19 protein-coding genes are annotated in these 18,940 nt (G+C 62.7%); 12 read left to right on the top strand and 7 right to left on the bottom strand.

The window, feature by feature from the left end; genetic code table 11:
• The first annotated feature begins 92 nt into the window (after positions 1–92).
• From argC to ABNW52_RS12795, 6 genes are all read left to right on the top strand, one after another.
• Complete coding sequence (argC, locus tag ABNW52_RS12820) at positions 93–1,136, top strand: N-acetyl-gamma-glutamyl-phosphate reductase (RefSeq protein WP_349588438.1); 1,044 nt, start codon at positions 93–95, stop codon at positions 1,134–1,136.
• A 93-nt stretch (positions 1,137–1,229) separates the two neighbouring features.
• The gene (gene erpA / locus ABNW52_RS12815; RefSeq protein WP_349588435.1) at positions 1,230–1,580 is read left to right on the top strand and encodes an iron-sulfur cluster insertion protein ErpA; all 351 of its coding nucleotides are present in this window, start codon (positions 1,230–1,232) and stop codon (positions 1,578–1,580) included.
• Between the two features lie 63 nt (positions 1,581–1,643).
• Entirely contained in the window at positions 1,644–2,507 is an 864-nt protein-coding gene (locus ABNW52_RS12810) for a CheR family methyltransferase (RefSeq protein WP_349588433.1), read from the top strand.
• Between the two features lie 88 nt (positions 2,508–2,595).
• The gene (locus ABNW52_RS12805) at positions 2,596–3,852 is read left to right on the top strand and encodes a D-amino acid dehydrogenase (RefSeq protein ID WP_349588431.1); all 1,257 of its coding nucleotides are present in this window, start codon (positions 2,596–2,598) and stop codon (positions 3,850–3,852) included.
• An 89-nt stretch (positions 3,853–3,941) separates the two neighbouring features.
• Complete coding sequence (locus ABNW52_RS12800; protein ID WP_349588430.1) at positions 3,942–4,319, top strand: group II truncated hemoglobin; 378 nt, start codon at positions 3,942–3,944, stop codon at positions 4,317–4,319.
• 98 nt (positions 4,320–4,417) lie between these two features.
• Complete coding sequence (locus tag ABNW52_RS12795) at positions 4,418–4,726, top strand: hypothetical protein (RefSeq protein ID WP_349588429.1); 309 nt, start codon at positions 4,418–4,420, stop codon at positions 4,724–4,726.
• Between the two features lie 76 nt (positions 4,727–4,802).
• Here the strand turns inward: ABNW52_RS12795 and folB are convergent, their stop codons facing one another.
• On the bottom strand, positions 4,803–5,162 hold the full coding sequence (gene folB / locus ABNW52_RS12790; RefSeq protein ID WP_174875964.1) for a dihydroneopterin aldolase: 360 nt from the start codon (positions 5,160–5,162) through the stop codon (positions 4,803–4,805).
• 68 nt (positions 5,163–5,230) lie between these two features.
• Between folB and plsY the strand changes: the two genes are divergently transcribed.
• Complete coding sequence (plsY, locus tag ABNW52_RS12785; protein WP_349588427.1) at positions 5,231–5,863, top strand: glycerol-3-phosphate 1-O-acyltransferase PlsY; 633 nt, start codon at positions 5,231–5,233, stop codon at positions 5,861–5,863.
• A 66-nt stretch (positions 5,864–5,929) separates the two neighbouring features.
• Complete coding sequence (def, locus tag ABNW52_RS12780; protein WP_349588425.1) at positions 5,930–6,430, top strand: peptide deformylase; 501 nt, start codon at positions 5,930–5,932, stop codon at positions 6,428–6,430.
• A 48-nt stretch (positions 6,431–6,478) separates the two neighbouring features.
• Here def and ABNW52_RS12775 read toward each other — a convergent pair whose 3' ends face one another.
• Positions 6,479–7,438 carry a histone deacetylase family protein gene (locus ABNW52_RS12775; RefSeq protein WP_349588423.1) on the bottom strand — a complete coding sequence of 320 codons (960 nt, stop codon included), beginning with the start codon at positions 7,436–7,438 and terminating at the stop codon, positions 6,479–6,481.
• Positions 7,439–7,576: 138 nt separating this feature from the next.
• On the opposite strand from ABNW52_RS12775, the gene ABNW52_RS12770 reads away from it, so the two are divergent.
• From ABNW52_RS12770 to ABNW52_RS12760, 3 genes are read left to right on the top strand one after another with little or no spacing between them, the layout of a single operon-like run.
• On the top strand, positions 7,577–8,485 hold the full coding sequence (locus ABNW52_RS12770; RefSeq protein WP_349588421.1) for an AAA family ATPase: 909 nt from the start codon (positions 7,577–7,579) through the stop codon (positions 8,483–8,485).
• On the top strand, positions 8,469–9,410 hold the full coding sequence (locus ABNW52_RS12765) for a DUF58 domain-containing protein (RefSeq protein ID WP_349588419.1): 942 nt from the start codon (positions 8,469–8,471) through the stop codon (positions 9,408–9,410). Before ABNW52_RS12770 ends, ABNW52_RS12765 begins: the two co-directional genes overlap by 17 nt.
• Positions 9,400–11,343, top strand: a complete 1,944-nt coding sequence (locus ABNW52_RS12760; protein ID WP_349588417.1) for a transglutaminase TgpA family protein — start codon at positions 9,400–9,402, stop codon at positions 11,341–11,343. Before ABNW52_RS12765 ends, ABNW52_RS12760 begins: the two co-directional genes overlap by 11 nt.
• Before the next feature lie 58 nt (positions 11,344–11,401).
• Here ABNW52_RS12760 and rpoS read toward each other — a convergent pair whose 3' ends face one another.
• The 5 genes from rpoS to nadA form a co-directional block, all read right to left on the bottom strand.
• Positions 11,402–12,349: an RNA polymerase sigma factor RpoS gene (rpoS, locus tag ABNW52_RS12755; RefSeq protein ID WP_349588415.1), complete on the bottom strand. Its 948-nt coding sequence runs from the start codon at positions 12,347–12,349 to the stop codon at positions 11,402–11,404.
• Positions 12,350–12,393: 44 nt separating this feature from the next.
• Positions 12,394–13,479: a peptidoglycan DD-metalloendopeptidase family protein gene (locus ABNW52_RS12750; protein WP_349588413.1), complete on the bottom strand. Its 1,086-nt coding sequence runs from the start codon at positions 13,477–13,479 to the stop codon at positions 12,394–12,396.
• An 87-nt stretch (positions 13,480–13,566) separates the two neighbouring features.
• Positions 13,567–14,241, bottom strand: a complete 675-nt coding sequence (locus tag ABNW52_RS12745) for a protein-L-isoaspartate(D-aspartate) O-methyltransferase (protein ID WP_349588411.1) — start codon at positions 14,239–14,241, stop codon at positions 13,567–13,569.
• Positions 14,226–14,966: a 5'/3'-nucleotidase SurE gene (gene surE / locus ABNW52_RS12740; protein WP_349588409.1), complete on the bottom strand. Its 741-nt coding sequence runs from the start codon at positions 14,964–14,966 to the stop codon at positions 14,226–14,228. The genes ABNW52_RS12745 and surE overlap by 16 nt, the downstream gene beginning before the upstream one ends.
• Before the next feature lie 108 nt (positions 14,967–15,074).
• Positions 15,075–15,992 carry a quinolinate synthase NadA gene (gene nadA / locus ABNW52_RS12735; RefSeq protein WP_349588407.1) on the bottom strand — a complete coding sequence of 306 codons (918 nt, stop codon included), beginning with the start codon at positions 15,990–15,992 and terminating at the stop codon, positions 15,075–15,077.
• Between the two features lie 237 nt (positions 15,993–16,229).
• On the opposite strand from nadA, the gene ABNW52_RS12730 reads away from it, so the two are divergent.
• Complete coding sequence (locus tag ABNW52_RS12730) at positions 16,230–18,935, top strand: bifunctional acetate--CoA ligase family protein/GNAT family N-acetyltransferase (protein ID WP_349588406.1); 2,706 nt, start codon at positions 16,230–16,232, stop codon at positions 18,933–18,935.
• Positions 18,936–18,940: the final 5 nt, after the last annotated feature.

The following is an 18,940-nucleotide window of genomic DNA, read 5'->3' as shown; positions in this document are numbered from 1 at the left end:
CGTTCGCGGTGGCTTTTTTCTTTGTTGCAATGCACTGCCGCACTCCTTAACATGTCGCCTTTGCGACATTTTTTTACATCAAGGAGCCTCGCATGATTAAGGTGGGCATCGTCGGCGGCACCGGTTATACCGGTGTCGAGCTGTTGCGTCTGTTGGCTAACCATCCGGGGGCAGAAGTGGTGGCCGTGACCTCGCGCAAGGAAGCCGGCATGAAGGTGGCCGAGATGTTCCCCAGCCTGCGTGGCCGTGTGGACGTTGCGTTTACCACCCCGGATGAAACTGATCTCAAGCAGTGCGACGTGGTGTTCTTCGCCACCCCACATGGGGTGGCCATGGCGCAGGCGCGCGAGCTGCTGCAAGCCGGGGTGAAGGTCATCGACCTGGCTGCCGACTTCCGCCTGAAAGACCCGGAGCTGTTCGCCAAGTGGTACGCGATGGAGCACAGCTGCACCGACCTGCTGGCCGAGGCGGTGTATGGTCTGCCGGAAGTGAACCGTGAGGCGATCAAGGCTGCACGTCTGATCGGCATGGCCGGCTGCTATCCGACCTCGGTGCAGCTGGGTCTGCTGCCGTTGCTGGATGGTGGCAAGCAGTACATCGATACCCAGACGCTGATTGCCGATTGCAAGTCCGGCGTGTCCGGCGCCGGTCGCAAGGCCGAGGTGGGTACGCTGTTTGCCGAGGCTGGCGACAATTTCAAGGCCTATGGTGTGAAGGGCCATCGCCATTCGCCGGAAATCGAGCAGGGCCTGTCCGAGATCCACGGTGCACCGGTAAAGCTGACTTTCGTGCCGCACCTGACGCCGATGATCCGCGGCATTCACTCCACCATTTATGCGCGCATCCAGCCGGCAGGCCGCGATGTCGACTACCAGCAGCTGTTCGAACAGCGCTTTGCCGGTGAGCCGTTCGTGGATGTGTTGCCGGCTGGCAGCTGCCCGGAAACCCGCTCGGTACGTGGTGCCAATACCGCCCGCATCGCCGTGCATCGCCCGAACAATGGCGATCTGCTGATCATCCTGGTGGTGGAGGACAATCTGGTGAAAGGCGCTTCCGGTCAGGCGGTACAGGTGATGAACCTGATGTTCGGCCAGCCGGAAAACGCCGGTCTCGACATCGTGCCGCTGCTGCCCTGAGCTTGAAAACTCGCCAACCGGACCAATATCCGACTAAAATACTAGGATGAAAGGCCGCCGGCGCGGCCTGTCCCGTTGTGAAAGGCTTGAGACATGACTGCTGCAACCGAAACCCTGTCCCCGATCATGTTTACCGACGCTGCATGCGACAAGGTGCGCGACCTGGTAGCAGAAGAGGGCAACCCTGACCTGAAACTGCGCGTGTTCGTGACCGGCGGCGGCTGCTCCGGCTTCCAGTACGGTTTTACCTTCGATGAAATCGCCAACGAAGACGATACCGCGATCGATAAGGGCGGCGTGACCTTCCTGGTCGACCCGATGAGCTACCAGTATCTGGTGGGCGCGGAGATCGACTACCAGGATAGCCTGGAAGGTTCGCAGTTCGTGATTCGCAATCCGAACGCACAAACTACCTGCGGTTGCGGTTCGTCGTTCTCGGTATAATTCGCACCATGCACCACGGAAACCCGGGCCTGCTCCCGGGTTTTTTATTTTGCGGAGACCGGCATGCAGAACAAGATACCGCCCATTGTGTTGCCCAAGTTCGAGCTCAAGCGTGAGTTCGACTTTCGCGATCAGGATTTCGAGCGCATCCGCCAGTTGATTCACAAAGAGGCCGGCATTGCCCTGAATGCCACCAAGAAAGACATGGTGTATGGCCGCCTGGTACGCCGCATCCGCGAGCTGAAGCTGCCGACGTTTGCCGCCTATATCGATTTTCTGCAAAGCCTGGCCGGCAAGCGCGAGTTCGAGCAGTTCGTCAACGCGCTGACTACCAACCTCACCTTCTTCTTCCGCGAGGAGCATCACTTCCAGATGCTGTCCGCACACCTGAAAACCCTCGCCGGCAAGGGCGAGGTGGCGATCTGGTGCGCCGCGGCCTCTTCCGGCGAGGAGCCGTATTCCATCGCGATGAGTGCGCTGGAGGCGTTTCCGCTGGGCAGCAAGCCGCCGATCCACATCATTGCCACCGATCTGGATACCAGCATGCTGGAGGTTGGCCGCAAGGGGGTTTACAGCGAGGACAAAATTGCCAAGCTGCCTGCCGGCTATGCCGGGAAATACTTCGACAAGCTGGCGGATGGCCACTATCAGGCCAAAAGTGTGCTGCGCGACATGATCCAGTTTTCGCGGCTGAATCTGATCGATAGCAGCTGGGGGCTGCGCAAGCAGTTCGATGCCATTTTCTGCCGCAATGTGATGATCTACTTCGACCGCGACACCCAATTCGCGGTGCTGAAGAAGTTTCATCCGCTGATCAAGCCGCACGGCCTGCTGTTTGTCGGCCACTCCGAGAATTTCTACTTTGCCTCGGACTACTTCACGCTAAAAGGCAAAACCGTGTACGAACTGTCCAAGCCCAAGCAATGATGGCTTGGCATGCTGCGGCTGCAGCATTACCATCGTTCTGTCTGACAATAAACGGCCCCGTGTGGGCCGTTGTCTTTGGGGAATGGCGATGAGGGTGGCAGTTCTGGGGGCGGGCATCGTGGGTATCAGTACCGCCTGGTTCTTGCGGCAGGCCGGGCACGAGGTGGTGGTGGTGGACCGTGGCAGCGGGCCGGCGCGCGAAACCAGCTTTGCCAATGGTGGTCAGATATCGGTAAGCCAGTCCGAGCCGTGGGCACATCCGACCACGCCGTGGCAGGTGCTGAAGTGGCTGCCGCGCGACGATGCGCCGCTGCTGTTTCGGCCGCGTTTCGATCCGCAGCAATGGCGCTGGATCGCCGGCTTTCTTGGGCAATGCCGCAGCAGCCGCCATGCGGCCAACCTCAAGGCCATGGTGGCGCTGGGGCGCTATAGTCAGCAGACCTTTGCCCAGCTGCGCCAGGCACTGGCCCCCAGTTACGCGCATCGGCAACAGGGCATTCTGGCATTGCTGTTTGATCGTCAGGGCGTACGCCATGCTGAACATGCCTGCCGCTTGCTGGCGGCCGAGGGGATTCGCCGCGAGTTGATCAGTGTCAGCGAGGCGGTGGCACGCGAGCCGGCGCTGGCCAGCATTGCGCCACGCATGTTGGCCGCAAGCTGGTGCGAAAGCGATGAATCCGGTGATGTGCATCGTTTCAGTAGCCAGCTGGCGGATGCCTGCGTCGCGGCCGGGGTGACGTTTTGCTATCAGACGCGCATCAACGCGCTGGAGCCGGTAGGCGAGCGCATCGCCCGGGTCTCGGTTACCGGGGCGGATGGCGCGTATCGCAGCCTGGATGCCGACGCCTTTGTGCTGGCGCTGGGCAGCCACAGTCCGCTGCTGCTGCAGTCGTTGGGACTGCGTTTGCCGATATACCCGCTGAAAGGCTACTCCGCCACCGTGCCGGTGTGGGATGCGCAGTTGGCGCCGCAGGTCAGCATTACCGATGAGTCGCACAAGCTGGTGTTCTCGCGGCTGGATGACGAGCTGCGCATTGCCGGCACGGCCGAGTTGTCCGGCTATTCCAGTCATCTCAACCCGGTGCGCTGTGCCGCGTTGTTGCGCCGCGCCCGCGAGTTATTCGGCGATGCCTGCGACTGGCAGGCGGCGCGCTTCTGGAGCGGGCTGCGCCCGGCGACGCCGGGTAATGTGCCGCTGATCGGCCGGCTGAAGTTCGACAATTTGTGGCTGAACACCGGCCACGGTACGCTGGGCTGGACCGAAGGCCCGGGCTCGGGGCGGGCGTTGGCCGAATTGATGTCCGGCCAGACGCCGGCGCTGGCTTTTCCGTTTCTGCGCGCTTAAGCACGTAAGGTTGATCATGGACAGGGACGGGCGGCAACTGCGTGTTACCATGCCGCCCTGGTGAAAACGGGGATGACACGATGAAGGAAATGACCCCTTACGAATTGCTGGGCGGGGCCGGCGTGGTGCGCTGGTTGACCGACCGTTTCTACGACATCATGGATAGCGATCCAACGGTGAAACCGTTGCGCGATATGCATCCGGAGGATCTGGCGGGTTCGCGCGAGAAACTGTACATGTTTCTGTCCGGCTGGCTGGGCGGACCGCAGCTGTTCATCGAGAAGTTCGGTCATCCGCGGCTGCGCATGCGGCACATGCCGTTCGCGGTGGATGGCGAGGCGCGCGACATGTGGATGAAGTGCATGACCCAGGCGGTGGGTGAGCTGCTGTGCGAGGATTGGCTGAAAGCCAAGCTGCTGGAGGCTTTTTACAACACGGCCGACTTCATGCGTAACCAGCAGGAATAAGCAGCGCATTTAAATTGTAATCAGCACTTGCATGTAGTTGCAGATGATCCAAGCTGAGATCAGCGACAGTTATTTGTCGATCTGGCAGGACGATCATCATGAAACACGCATTTTGCTGGGCTGCACTGCTCGTTGTCGTCGCGTTGCCCGCGCTGGCTGCCTGCCCGCCAACCGCATTGTTGTGCGCCACGCCGATGTCGACAGCGCCGCAAAGCAGCGATCCGTTACGGTTGAATGAGCAAGAGAGTACGCTATGGCAAGCTGGGGCGTTCCGGCTAGAGCGGGTGGATGCGAGTGATGGCGGACGTTTCGGCTTACGGCCAAGCTGGCAGCTGGATGGGCACACCCGGCTGTCTTTCAAGGTCACCAAGAGCAAGGCCGAGCTGCGCTTGAGGGTGACCTGGTAGCGCCGCTTCCGGCGGCGGCAGGTCAAACAAAACGGCCCGCGCGATGGCGGGCCGTTTTGTTTGTGTCCGGGCGGTTTCAGTGCGGGCGATGGCCACGTTCGATCATCACGCCGACGTGTTTTACATCCGGCAGGATGTTGAGCTTGGTGACTGCCACTTTCACCCACGGTGCGCCAAATTCTTCGCGCACGATGCGGGCGATGTGCTCGGCCAATGCCTCGATCAGCAGGAAGTGTTGCTCTGCCAGCGAGCTGCGTACCCGCTCGACCACTTCGCCGTAGTGAATGGTGTCGCCGATGTCGTCGCTGTGACAGGCTACTTCACTGGGGATGCCGTATTCGATGTCCAGCAGGACGGTTTGGGGCGCGGTGCGCTCCCAGTCGTACACGCCAATCACCGTTTCGGCGCGCACTTCGCGCAAGTAAATGATGTCCATCGTTGCGGGCTTTGGGTTTACTGCCCGATACCGTAAAATGCCAAGCCTTGCATTCTAGTGGATAAGACATGACCACAACAGCATTTGCCTTCATTTTGGGCGCCTACCTGCTCGGTTCCCTGTCGTTTGCGGTGATCGTGTCCAAGGTCATGGGTATGGCCGATCCGCGTACCTATGGCTCGAAGAACCCAGGTGCCACCAATGTGCTGCGCAGCGGCAAGAAGTTGGCCGCCGTGTTGACGCTGTTGGGCGATGGCCTCAAGGGCTGGGTGGCGGTGGCGCTGGTGCAGGCCTTCGGCCCGGCTTACGGCCTGAGTGGGCAGGGCGTGGCGATGGCCGGCCTGGCGGTATTGATCGGCCACATGTGGCCGCTGTTCTTCGGCTTCAAGGGTGGCAAGGGCGTGGCCACCGCGGTGGGGGTGCTGTTCGGCTTCAACCTGTGGCTGGCGCTGGCGGCGGTGGCAACCTGGCTGTTCATGGCCTTCGTGGTGAAGATTTCCTCGTTGTCCGCCATTGTGGCCTGCGTGCTGGTACCAGTTTATGCCTACTTTATTGTCGGACCGCAAAGCGTGTACTTCGGCAGCTGCATCATCATCGCCATTCTGGTGATTCATCGTCATAAATCGAACCTGATCAATCTGCTGACCGGCAACGAAGACAAGATCGGCAAGCCGTCTTCGGGCGACCAGTCCCAGCCCTGAGAACCGCCCCGCGCGCTGCGCGTCCGTTCTGGGCGACGCAGCGTGATCGGGCCGCTGGTTCTCATCATGAGTATTCGCCCCATCCTTTCTTTACGCGACGCATGCCTGCGTCAGCCGGCACTGCCGGTTACCGATGTCCGTACCGTTCAGCCGCTGATCGATGATCTGCTGGATACCCTCTATGCCACGACCAACGCGGTCGGGCTAGCCGCGCCACAGCTGGGTGAGCGGCCGGCGGTGGCGGTGGTGGATGTCAGTGATGCGCGTGATTGCCCGCTGATATTGATCAATCCACAGTTGCTGGATGCCAGTGGTTACGAGGTTAACCGGGAGGGTTGCCTGTCCGTGCCAGGGGTGCGGGCCAAGGTTGGCCGCGCCAATCGCATCCAGCTGCGCCTGCAGACTCGGCATGGCGAGTGGCTGCAGCTGCAGGCGGCGGATTTTCTGGCCGCTGCCATTCAGCACGAGCTGGACCATCTGGCCGGGCGGGTGTTTATCGACCACCTGCCGCGCTGGCGCCAGCGCTGGCTGTATTGGCGTCATCCGGATTGGCTGCGGCAACATTGAAAGCAAAACGGCACCCAGCGGGTGCCGTTGTTGCTGCTGCCATCCGTGTTAGCCGTCGGACAGCACCTTCACGTGCGCGGTAACGCTGCGCGCCAGCGACGACAAGTCATAGCCGCCTTCCAGTGCCGACACGATGCGACCCTCGCTATGCTCGGCGGCCACCTGCATCAGCTGCCGTGTCACCCACTCGTAATCGGCCTCCACCAGGCCCAGCGAGCCCATGTCGTCTTCCCGGTGGGCGTCAAAACCGGCCGAGATGAAGATCATCTGCGGCTTGAATTCGTGCAGTCGCGGCAGCCATTGGTATTCCACCGCCTCGCGGAATTCACGGCCGCTGCTGCCGGCCTTCAGCGGCACGTTCAGCATATTGCTGCCCAGCGGCACGTCGCCGCAGTAGGGGTAGAACGGGTGCTGGAAGGTGGACACCATCAGCACGCGCGGATCATCGCGGAAAATTTCTTCGGTGCCATTGCCGTGGTGCACGTCGAAATCGATCACCGCCACGCGTTCCAGGCGATATTGCGACAGCGCATGCGCCACGCCCACGGCGATATTGTTGAAGAAGCAGAAGCCCATCGCCTTGGCGCTTTCGGCGTGGTGGCCGGGCGGGCGGATGGCGCAGAAGGCATTGGGGGCCTCGCGGTTCATCACCATGTCCACCGCCTTTACCACGGCGCCGGCGGCATGCAGGGCGGCCGGCAGGGTGCCGGTGTTCATCGCGGTGTCCGGATCGACACGAAAGGTGCCAACCGACGGGGCGCAGGATTCGATGTATTCCACATAGTGGGGCGGGTGCACGCGCGCCAGTTGCTGCTCGCTTACCAGCGGGGCGTCGACTTCGTGCAGGCTGTCATAGATCTGCGAAGCCTTAAGCTGGTCGCGGATGGCGATCAGGCGTTCCGGGCATTCCGGATGGCCAACCCCCATATTGTGTTGCAGACAGCTGGAATGCGAAATGAAGGCGGTTAGGCCACTGCCAGGGAGATGGGATTTCAACCAGGTCAACACGAGCGTTTCCTTGTCTCCGGCGGCGGGCCTGTCACGGGCTTGCAGATGGACACGGGGTGCGCTGCCGGCTCTATTGCTTTGCAGGGACAATTCGGGAAATATGATTTTTTAATAGATACTGCGCGTAAGCGAGGGCAAATGCAATCCGTCACTTTTGCGAATCGTCAACTGAATGCGTTGATTCTGGGCAAGCCGCAGGCCACCCGGCTGGCGCTGGCCTGCCTGCTGGCCGGTGGCCACTTGTTGATCGAAGACGTGCCCGGTGTCGGCAAGACCACCCTGGCGCATAGTCTGGCGGCGGTACTGGGGCTGAGCTACCGCCGTGTGCAGTTCACCAGCGACCTGTTGCCGGCTGATGTGCTGGGCAGCAGTGTGTTCCTGCCGGCTGACGGGCGCTTCGAGTTTCGCCCCGGGCCGGTGTTCTCGCAGCTGCTGCTCGCCGACGAGATCAACCGTGCCTCGCCCAAGGTGCAATCGGCGTTGCTGGAGGCGATGGAAGAGCAGCAGGTGTCGGTGGACGGCACCACCCATGCGTTGCCGTCGCCGTTCTTTGTGATCGCCACCCAGAACCCGTTCGGGCAGCAGGGCACTTTCCCGTTGCCGGAGTCCCAGCTTGACCGCTTTCTGATGCGCATTTCTCTGGGCTACCCGCCGGCCGAGGCCGAACTCAAACTTCTGCAGGATGGTGATCGGCGCCAGCTGTTGCCCAAGCTGCAGCCGGCGCTGGCCGCGGACGAGCTGCGCCGTCTGCAGCAGCAGGTGGCGGCGCTGCATGTCTCACCGGCTTTGGCCGGCTATGTGCTGGCCCTGCTGCAAGCGACGCGCCAGAACGAGCAGTTCGTGCATGGTCTCAGCCCGCGTGCCGGCTTGGGGCTGTTGGCCGCGGCCAAGGCCTGGGCGATGCTGGAAGGGCGCGATCACGTGCTGCCGGAAGACATCAAGGCGGTATTCGTCGCGGTGGTGGCGCACCGGCTGACGCCGCGCCTGCCCGGCAGCAACAGTGCAGTACTTGCCATACGGCTGTTGGACCATGTCGCAGTGGCGTAAGGCGCTGGAGCAATGGATGGCCCGGCGTGCGCCGCGCGCGCCGTCGGTCACCCTCAGCCAGAATCGCATCTACCTGCTGCCCACCCGTTTCGGCCTGTTGCTGTTCGGCGTGGCGGTGCTGGTGTGGATCGGGGCGCTCAATTACGCCGTCAGCCTGGCCTATGTGCTGTCGTTCTGGATCATCGCCTTGCTGTTGCTGTCGGTATTCACGGCTTACCGCCAGCTGGCCGGCCTGGCGCTGCGTGCCGAAGCGGGCGGCCCGGTGTTTGCCGGCGACAGTGCCGATTTCGTGGTGCACCTTGCCTGGCCGCAGGAGCCGGGACGGCTGCGCCTGCGCTGGCAGGATGGCGGTGAGCGCGAGCGCTGGCAAGACGATGGCCGGGTGCTGCTGGCATTGGCCGCGCCGCGCCGCGGCCAACTGGCGATGCCGCCGTTGCGGGTGTGGTCGGATGCGCCGCTGGGCTTGATCCGCGCCTTTGCACCGGTAAGGTTGGCCGCCAGCGTGTGGGTCTATCCGCAACCATTACCGGATGCGCGCGCGCCGACGCCTGGGGGGGGCGAGGATGACAGCCTGCTGCAGCGCCGCGATGGCGACGAATTTGCTGGCCTGACTGCCTGGCAGCCGGCGCAGGGCATGCGGCGCATTGCCTGGCGGGTGTTCGCCCGTAGCCAGACGTTGGCCGCACGCGAGTTTGCCTCCTTGCTGCCGCAAGGGCGGCAGTTGCTGCTGGACTGGTCCGATTACCCGCCGACGATGGCGGCGGAAGAGCGGCTGTCCCGCTTGTGCTGGCGTTTGCTGCAGGCGCAGCAGGGCGGGGCGACGGTGTTGCTGAACCTGCCGCAGCAGCAGCTGTTGTTGCCGGACGGTGACGTCACCCCCGGCCTGCTGGCGCTGGCGCAGTTTGGAGTCCGTGATGCCAGTTAACTCGCTGCGATTGCCGGCTTTCGCGGTACTGACGGCGCTGGCATTGACGGCCTTGCCGCTGTTTTTCTACCTGCCCGGCTGGGTGCCGCTGCTGTTTGCCCTGCTGCTGGCCTGGCGCGGAGCGCTGGTGTGGCAGCAGCGCCAGTTGCCATCCCGCCTGTGGCTGTTGCTGGGGCTGGTGCTGCCGGTAGTGGCGCTGTGGCTGACCCTGCGCACGCTGGTCGGCCGCGAGGGCGGGGTCGCCTTCTTGTTGCTGCTGGTGGCGGGCAAGGCGCTGGAAACGCGCGATTTGCGCGACTGGCGGGTGCTGTTGGCCGCCGGCTTCTTTCTGGCATCGACGCCACTGCTGTTTGAGCAGGGGCCGCTGGCGGCGGTGTGGCTGGTGCTCAGCCTGTTTGCGCTGACCTGGGCGATGGTGCTGCTGGCCGGCGAAGATGCCCGTGTCAGCCCGCGTCTGGCGGCGCGGATGCTGCTGCTGTCCTTCCCGGTGATGCTGGTGTTGTTTGTGGTCATGCCGCGCCTGCCCGGCCCGTTGTGGAGCATGCCCACCGAAGACAAGCGTGCCACTACCGGGCTGGCTGACAGCATGAGCCCCGGCAGCGTTGGCCGCATGATTCCCTCCCGTGAGCCGGCATTCACCGCGCAATTCTTTGGCCGCCAGCCGCTGGCGGCGCAGTTGTACTGGCGGGTGATGGTGTTCGATCAATTCGATGGGGTGAGCTGGAGCGCAGGATTCCTGCCGTATTCGGCGGCTAGCCTACTGCCGACCAACCGTCCGCTGTTGCGCTATGACGTGGTGGCCGAACCGTACCGCGGACTGTTGCCGCAGCTGGAGCAGGCCAGTGAGGTTGGCGAAGGGGTACGGCTGGTGTCGCAGCAGCGCCTGCGTCGCAATGACAGTACCAACAATAGCCGCCTGCGTTACCGGCTTAGCAGTCTGGCCAGCGATTATTATCTGGAGGAGATGTCGCCGCGGGTGCAGCAGATGTATCTGCGGCTGCCGGCTGGCAACCCGCGGACGCTGTCTGCGGCGCAAAGCTTGGCTGCTGGCTTTCCCTTGTCGGAAGCGCGCCTGGCGGCACTGAAACAATGGCTGCAGGCGCAGGGGCTGCGTTATACCCTGAACCCGCCGCAGTTGCAGGGCGATGTGGTGGATGGCTTCCTGTTTGGCAGCCGCCAGGGCTTTTGCGAGCATTTCGCTTCCGCCTTTACCGTACTGGCGCGGGCAGCCGGTATCCCGGCACGGGTGGTAGTGGGGTTTCAGGGCGGCGAGTTCAATCCGGGTGGCGCGTTCTGGCTCGTGCGATCTTCCGATGCCCATGCCTGGAGTGAAGTCTGGTTGGCTGGCCGCTGGCAACGGGTGGATCCCACCGCACTGGTGGCGCCGCAGCGTAGTGCCGATGGCATCGAGCAGGCCTTGCCGGCCGCTGCGCCAGCCATGCCCTTGCTGGGTGGTCGCCCGCCGGCCTGGCTGCGCTGGACAACGCAACAATGGCAAGCGGCCAACTTTGGCTGGCAGCGCTGGGTGGTGGGCTATGACGCAGAACGGCAGCGCTCGCTGTTTCAGCGCCTGGGGCTGGATGGTGTCTCGGCGAGCTCGGTTGTACTGCTGCTGGGCAGCGGTATGCTGCTGGTGATGTTGCCGCTGGTGTGGTGGCTGCTGCGGCACCGGCGTCGTGCTTTGCCTGCAACGCAGGCGGCCTGGCAACAGCTGCTGCAGCGCTTGCGCCGCGCCGGTGTGCCGGTGCGCGAGAGTGATACCGCCAGCCAGCTGCTGGAGAAGGCGCAAGGGTTGGCCGCAGCGGATTACCAGCAGCTGGCTGCGCTACTGCAGTTGTGGCAGCGCTGGCAGTATGCACCGCAGCCCCTGGCCGGGGCCGCACAGCAATGGCGGCAGCAACTCCGCCGTTTTCACCCGCGGCGGCAGGACTGAAAACAACACCGCCGCTAGCAGGCTAGCGGCGGTGGGGGCTGGGCGGTGGCGGATGACGCTAGATCAGGAAGTCCTTGGTGACGCCGCGGCGCCGCAGGATGCGGCGCAGGTGTTCCAGCCCTTCGATCTGGATCTGGCGTACCCGCTCGCGGGTCAGGCTCAGCGCCGAGGCCAGCTCTTCCAGCGTGCAGACTTCGTGGCCGTTCAGCCCGTAGCGGCGTTCGATCACCATGCGTTGCTTGTCGGTGAGCTGGGCCAGCCACTCGTGCACAAAGTGCTCGATCTGCGCATTGTGTAGTTGGATGTCCGGTTCTTCATGCTGCTCGTCCGGGATGGATTCACCAATCGACAGCATCGGATCGATGTCTAGCGGTGCATCCAGCGAGGCCATGCGTTCGTTCAGGTTCAGCACCTTGCGCACTTCTTCCACCGTCTTGCCGGTCAGGTGCGCGATGTCCTCTATCGTTGGCTCGCGCCCCATCTGGCTTTCCAGGTGGCGCGAGGCGCGCAGGTAGACGTTGAGCTCTTTGATGACATGCACCGGCAGGCGGATGGTGCGCGACTGGTTCATGATCGCGCGCTCGATGCTCTGGCGAATCCACCAGGTGGCATAGGTGGAGAAGCGGAAGCCGCGTTCCGGATCAAACTTTTCCAGCGCGTGCATCAGGCCGATATTGCCTTCCTCGATCAGGTCGAGCAGGGCTAGGCCGCGGTTGATGTAGTGTTTGGCGATGTTCACAACCAGCCGCAGGTTGTGCTCGATCATCTTCTGCCGTGCGGTGAAGTCGCCCTGCACCACTCGACGAGCCAGTGCGACCTCCTCGGTCGGCGTCAGCAGCGCGTTGCTGCCGATATCGTTGAGGTAGATCTGGGTAACATCGGCGATCTCCTCGTATTCCTTGGCCGCAGCAGTTTCCTCGGCTTCTTCCGCTTCGGTACGCAGGCCGGTTTCCGCTTCGGCCTCTTCGTCCAGTACTTCTTCCAGCAGGTCCAGTTCGTCGCTCATGATATTCCCCCGCTTGTGTTAGGACTCAAGACGGGGGTGAGCCGTCATGAGTGCTGTTCCAGGTACTTGCTTGGGTCTACAGGCTTGCCGAGTTGGCGGATCTCGAAGTGCAGTTTGGTCTGATCCGTGTCGGTATTACCCATCTCGGCGATCTTCTGCCCTTTTTTGACCGTCTGGCCTTCCTTCACCAGCAGCTGACTGTTGTGGGCATAGGCGGACAGGAATGTTTTGTCGTGGCGCAGGATGATGAGCTTGCCGTAGCCACGCAGACCGTTACCGCTGTACACCACCTTGCCATCGGCCGCTGCCACTACGGGTTGCCCCGCCTTGCCGCCGATGTCCAGCCCTTTGTTCTGATCAGAGAAGCCCCTGATCACGCTACCTTGTGTCGGCCAACCCCAGACCGGGCCTGCCGCCTTGGCCTTGTCATCCGCACCGTTGTTGCCCGGTGCTGCTGACGGCGCGGAGGCGTCTGCCTTCGCGGTTGCCGCGGCAGACGCCGGCGTGGTGGCCGGTGTCGGGTTTATCGCTTTGCCATTACCTTCGCTCTGGGCCGTGAGACTCTTGCTGGCCTCTTCTGAGTAGGGCAGTTTCAAGGCCTTTGGATAGCGCTTGATTTCTGCCCCGTTTGCCGCTGCACTGGAGGGTGCTTTGGCATCAACCGGCGCTTGCCCGTTGGCCGGTTTAGTGTCGACTGGCTTGCTTGCCACCGGGGCAACGGCAGTCGCTGCGCTGCTGCTACCTGGTGGTGTCAGGCGTAATACCTGGCCAACCTTGATGTTGAAGCCGTCCAAGTTGTTCCACTCGGCCAGATCCTGGTAACGCAGGCCATTGTTGACGGCGATGCGGTACACGGTTTCGCCTGGCTGGACCGTGTGGGTTGTTTTCCCAGTTGCCACCGCTCTGGGTTGCGGGCTGCCACCAATGGCAATCGCTTGCGTTGTCGCCTTGCCGCTGTTGTTGGCGACGGCTGCCGGCTGGCTGCTACTGGCAGTGCCCAGCACAGAAGGTTGGCCGCGGACAATCTGGGCCGGCGTATCCTGCTGCAACTGCGCACATGCGCTCAGCAACAGGGCAGTAAACAGCGGGCTAAAGCGAATAATCTTTTGAGTTAGCGAAGAGTTTTGCATTGGTTGACAATTTATATGCCAGCATCCCATACAAAGTAAATTGTCTGGCAACGCTGATTGAAAGGGGTGTTGCGTTTTTGCCTTGCATCACTGCTTGCCGGGCAGCAAGGGAACGAACTTGGCTGCTTCCAGCTTGGTTTTGCGGATGCCCTCTGTCGTTTTCTCATACAGCCACAGATGCTGTTCTTGCTGGTCGCCCACCGGCAGGATCAGCCGGCCCCCCTCCGCCAACTGCTCCAGCAGCGGTGTCGGTACCTGGCGTGCCGCCGCGGTGATGATAATGCCGTCGAAGGGGGCGATATCGGGCAGGCCCAGATGACCGTCGCCATGCACCAGCCGGGCGTGTACCAGCTTGGCATTGCGCAGATTCTGTCTAGCTTTGTCCAGAATGCCGGCCAGACGTTCAATCGAGAACACCTGGGCACCGGTTTTCAGCAGCACCGCCGTCTGGTAGCCGCAGCCGGTGCCGATCTCCAGAATCTTGCCGGGCATGGCCCGGCCTTCCAGCAGTTTTTCGGTCATGCGTGCCACGGTCAGTGGCTGCGAGATGGTCTGTCCCTGGCCGATAGGCAGCGATACGTCATCGTAGGCGCGGGTTGCCAGCGCCTGATCGATGAACAGATGGCGTGGCACCTCGAACATGGCGGCCAGCACGCGCTCGTCGGCAATGCCCTGCTGGCGCAGGCGCTCCACCATGCGCATGCGGGTGCGCTCCGACAGCATGCCGTAGTTATTGCCTGCAGCGACTAGGGATTGAGCCATGTCTTGATTACACCCAGTTGGTCACGGGCTGTCAGGTCGATCATCAGCGGGGTGATGGAAACCTGTTTGTGGCGGATGGCGCTGAAGTCGGTGCCATCGCCGGCGTCCTGTTCCGGCCCGACCGGCCCCACCCAGTACACGGTATCGCCGCGCGGGTTTTGTGCGCGGATCACCGGCTCTGCCATGTGGCGGCGGCCAAGGCGGGTGACCGCATAGCCGCCCAGCGCGTCCAGCGGGAGGTCGGGCACGTTGACATTCAGCAGCATGGGGCTGGCAAACGGTGTGGCGATGAAGCGTTGTACCAGATCGCTGGCGACCTGGGCGGCGGTGTCGAAATGGTTGTTCTTGCCGGCCAGTGAGACGGCAATCGCCGGTATGCCCAGCAGGAAGCCTTCGGTGGCGGCGGCCACGGTGCCGGAGTACAGCGTGTCTTCCCCCATATTGGGGCCGTGGTTGATGCCGGACACGACCAGATCCGGGCGTTGTTCCAGAAAGCCGGTAACGGCTACGTGCACGCAGTCGGTAGGCGTGCCGTTGACATAGTAGAAACCGTTGGCGGCCTTTTTTACCGACAGCGGCCGATCCAGCGTCAGCGAGTTGCTGGCCCCACTGCGATCTCGTTCGGGAGCGACAACCACCACGTCGGCCAACTTGCTCAGGCTGGCAGCCAGTGCGGCCAGGCCGGGGGCAAAATAGCCATCATCATTGCTGATCAGAATTCTCATGTCGCTCTTCCATTCAGATGGACTGATTGTATCCATCTCCGGGCGTGGCGGGAACCTCGCGCCGAAAGTGAAACAGCCCGCCGATGGGCGGGCTGTGGCAGTGATGGATCAGCGATAGTAGCGCTGGCTGAATTCCAGCATCCGCTCGATCGGCAGGCGGGCGGCATCCATCTCCGCGTCGCTGAGGTAGTCGATACGGGTACCGATGCCTTGCTGGGCCCGTTTGACCGCCTCGATGGTGTTCATCTTCATGTACGGACAGGAGTTGCACTGGCAACCGGCATAGATCGGCGCCTGGCGGATGTCCAGGTCCGGGCGTGCCAGGCGCATGTTGTAAAGGATGCCATCTTCGGTAGCGACAAAAATCACGTCGGTCGCCGCGCCGGCGAAGGCTTTCACCCAGTTGAGCATGCCGGAGGTGGAGCCGACATATTCGGCGCGTTTCAGTACCGGCAGTGGGCTTTCCGGGTGGGCGATCAGGTGGGCCGGGGTGGCTGAGGCGCTCAGTGCCTCGTCCAGTGCCGCCTCGTTGAACTTGTCGTGTACCTCGCACACCGCCGACCACAGTGGCATGTTGTAGCCGTACTGGTAGTTCAGGTAGGCGCCCATATTGCGATCCGGCGAGAAGATCACCTGTTTGCCCTGTTCGTACAGGTGGGCAATGATGTCGTCCACGTTGCGGCTGGTAACGATCCAGTCGGAGATGGCCTTGTGCGCGGCAGAGGAATTGATATAAGACACATGCACATGCTCGGGGTAGCTCTCGCGCCACTGTTGCAGTGCCGCGACATCGGTCTGCGTTACCAGCGAACAGGTGGAACCGGCATCCGGCAGGATCACTTCTGCCTGCGGGTTCAGGATCTTGGCGGTTTCCGCCATGAAACGCACGCCGGCAAAGACGATGATGTCGGCGTTGGATTCACGGGCGAACAGGGAAAGCTCCAGGCTGTCGCCGACCTTGTCGGCCATTTGCTGGATTTCCGGCTGGGTGTAGTAGTGGGCGAGGGTGACGACGCGTTTGCTCATGTGCTGCTCCCGGGAGGGATGGCCTCTGCTGAATCGGGGTTATCATTTGATGCGGCGCAACATAAGTTGCCCGCCGAATCGGGAAGATTAGCAATAATAGCCCGTCGGCGCTACTGGCCGACCGCGCTTGATGCCGCCGGCAAGTTGCGGCCAACCTTGGCAACTCATTGCCATGAAAGCATTTTGTGTCGGGCAGCATCTTTGCATGGCTGCCTGTGTTAACTGGGACACCTCATCATGAAACCGCACTACCTGACTCCACTGTTTTCGCCGCGCAATGTTGCCGTGGTCGGCGCCAGTGACACACCCGGCTCGGTGGGCCAGGCAGTGTTTGCCAACCTGTTGGCCGGCAACTTCCAGGGCAAGCTGTACCCGGTGAACCTGAACCACAAGGTGGTGGGCGGCATTCCGGCGCAGCCGTCGGTGAAGCTGATCGAGGGGCCGGTGGACATGGCGGTGGTGACCACCGCGCTGCGCAGCCTGCCCGGCATCGTCAAGGACTGTGGCAAGAAGGGAGTGAAGGGCATCCTGCTGGCCAAGGATTTTGCCGACTCGGAAGAGCAGGAGCGTGCGGCGCTGGCCGAGGCGCTGTCCATCGCCAAGCACTACGGTATCCGCATCCTCGGCCCCAACGTGCTGGGACTGATGCGACCGGTGGCCGGCTTCAATGCCAGTAACTACAACAGCCGGGTGCGCGCCGGCAATCTGGCGCTGGTGTCGCAGTCATCGGCGCTGTGTACCGCAATGCTGGATTGGGCCGACAGCAAGGGCATCGGCTTTTCCAGCGTGGTGTCGGTGGGCGAGGCGCTGGACGTGGAGTTCGGCGAAATCCTGGATTACCTGGTCGCCGACAATTTCACCCAGGGCATTCTGCTGCATGTGCATCACGTGCATGACGCGCGCCGCTTCATGAGCGCGCTGCGTGCCGCGGCGCGTACCAAGCCGGTGGTGGTGGTGAAGTCCGGTCGTTATGAAGACGACGTTACCGGCCTGACGCACTCGTCCAATCTGGTGGAAAGCGGCGACGTGTTCGATGCCGCGCTGTCGCGCGCCGGTGTGCTGCGGGTGTCCACCATCGCGCAGCTGTTCACTGCCGCCAAGGTGCTGGCGGCCAACTATCGGGTGCAGGGACGGCGGCTGGCCATCGTCACCAACGGCATCGGCCCGGGCGTGCTGGCGGCGGACAGTGCCTATATGTATGGCGTGGAGCTGGCCAAGTTGTCCGACGCCTCCATGGCGCTGCTGAACGATGCCTTGCCGGCCAACTGGTCGCACGGCAACCCGGTGGACATCATCGGCGATGCCAGTCCGGTGCGTTTCCGTACTGCGGTGAAAGTTTGTCTGGATGACCCCAATGTCGACGGCGTGCTGGTGATTTTCACGCCGCAGGCCGGTACCGATCACCTGACCACCGCTCAGCTGATGGTGGGGTTGCAGCGCGAGTCCAGCAAACCGATGTTCCTGTCCTGGCTGGGTGATGCCAAGGTGTCGGAAAGCCGCGAGCTGTTTTCCAAGGCCAAGTGCGCGCATTTTCGCGCGCCGGAATTTGCCATCGAGGTGTTCCGCAACCTGTCGTCCTACCATCATAACCAGCAGATGCTGCTGCAGACACCGGCGCCGCTGGAAGGCGCGCAGGTGGTGCCGGATATCTCCCATGCCCGTGCCGTGATCGCCACGGCCAAGCAACAGGGACGGGCGGTGCTGTCAGAGCGGGAAAGCAAGGAGGTGCTGGCCGCGTTCCATATCCCGGTGAATCCGGCGCGGCTGGCACGCGACGCGGATGAGGCGGCAAGGTTGGCCGCAGATATCGGCTACCCGGTGGTGCTGAAGATCGACTCGCCGGACATCATCTACAAGTCCGACGTCGGCGGAGTGGAGCTGAATATCGCCAACGAGCCCAGCCTGCGCGAGGCCTACGCTGCGATTCTGGCGCGTGCGCAGGCAGCACGGCCGGATGCGCGTATCGAGGGCATCTCGGTGCAGGCGATGCGCAAGCGCCGCAATGCGCGCGAGCTGATGGTGGGGGTGACCCACGATGCCTCGTTCGGCCCGGTGATTACCTTCGGCGCCGGCGGCATCGCGGTGGAGGTGATGCAGGACCGCGCGCTGAGTCTGCCGCCAGTCAACCAGTACCTGGTCGAGCGCATGATCGACAAAACTCGCATCGGCAAGATTCTTGGCCCGTTCAAGAACATGCCGGCGGTGGACATGGAGGCGCTTAAGAGCGTGCTGCTGCATGTGTCGGAGTTGGTGTGCGAATTGCCGGAAGTGCGCGAGATGGACATCAACCCGGTGATGGCGGACGAGCAAGGGGTATTGGCGCTGGATGCGCGCATCATCATCCAGCCGCTGCCCGCGCGCAGCAAGCCGTATGGCCACATGGCCATCATGCCGTACCCGATGCACATGGTGCATTGCTCGATGCTGAAGGATGGCACGCCGGTGATCATCCGCCCGGTGCGGCCGGAGGATGCGCACATGCAGCAGGAGTTCGTGCGCAACCTGTCGGAAGAAAGCCGCTACAACCGCTACATGTCCAGCATCAAGCAGCTATCGCAGTCGATGCTGGTGCGCTTTACCCAACTGGATTACGACCGCGAGATGGCATTGGCGATGATCCACGAGGCCGAGGGCGCGGAAGAGCAGCTGGCGGTGGCGCGTTATGTCACCGACCCGGACAATGAAAGCTGCGAGTTCGCGCTGGAAGTGGCCGACCACTGGCAGGGCAAGGGTATCGGCGCCATCCTGATGAATGCGCTGTTCGATGCCGCGCGTGAACAGGGGCTGAAAGTGATGGTGGGCGAGGTGCTGGCCGGCAACAAGGGCATGCTCAAACTCATGACCCGCCTGGGTTTTAGCGTGCAGGTGCATCCGGAGGATCGGGCGCTTACCATCGTCACCAAGAACCTGCTGCCGGAGCCGCCTGCGCCGCCGGTCCAATAAGCACT

It is taken from the genome of Vogesella oryzagri, from assembly GCF_040148885.1.
Lineage (GTDB): Bacteria > Pseudomonadota > Gammaproteobacteria > Burkholderiales > Chromobacteriaceae > Vogesella > Vogesella oryzagri.
Note: the sequence above shows the minus strand (reverse complement) of the source record. Positions and strands in the feature narration are given on the sequence as shown.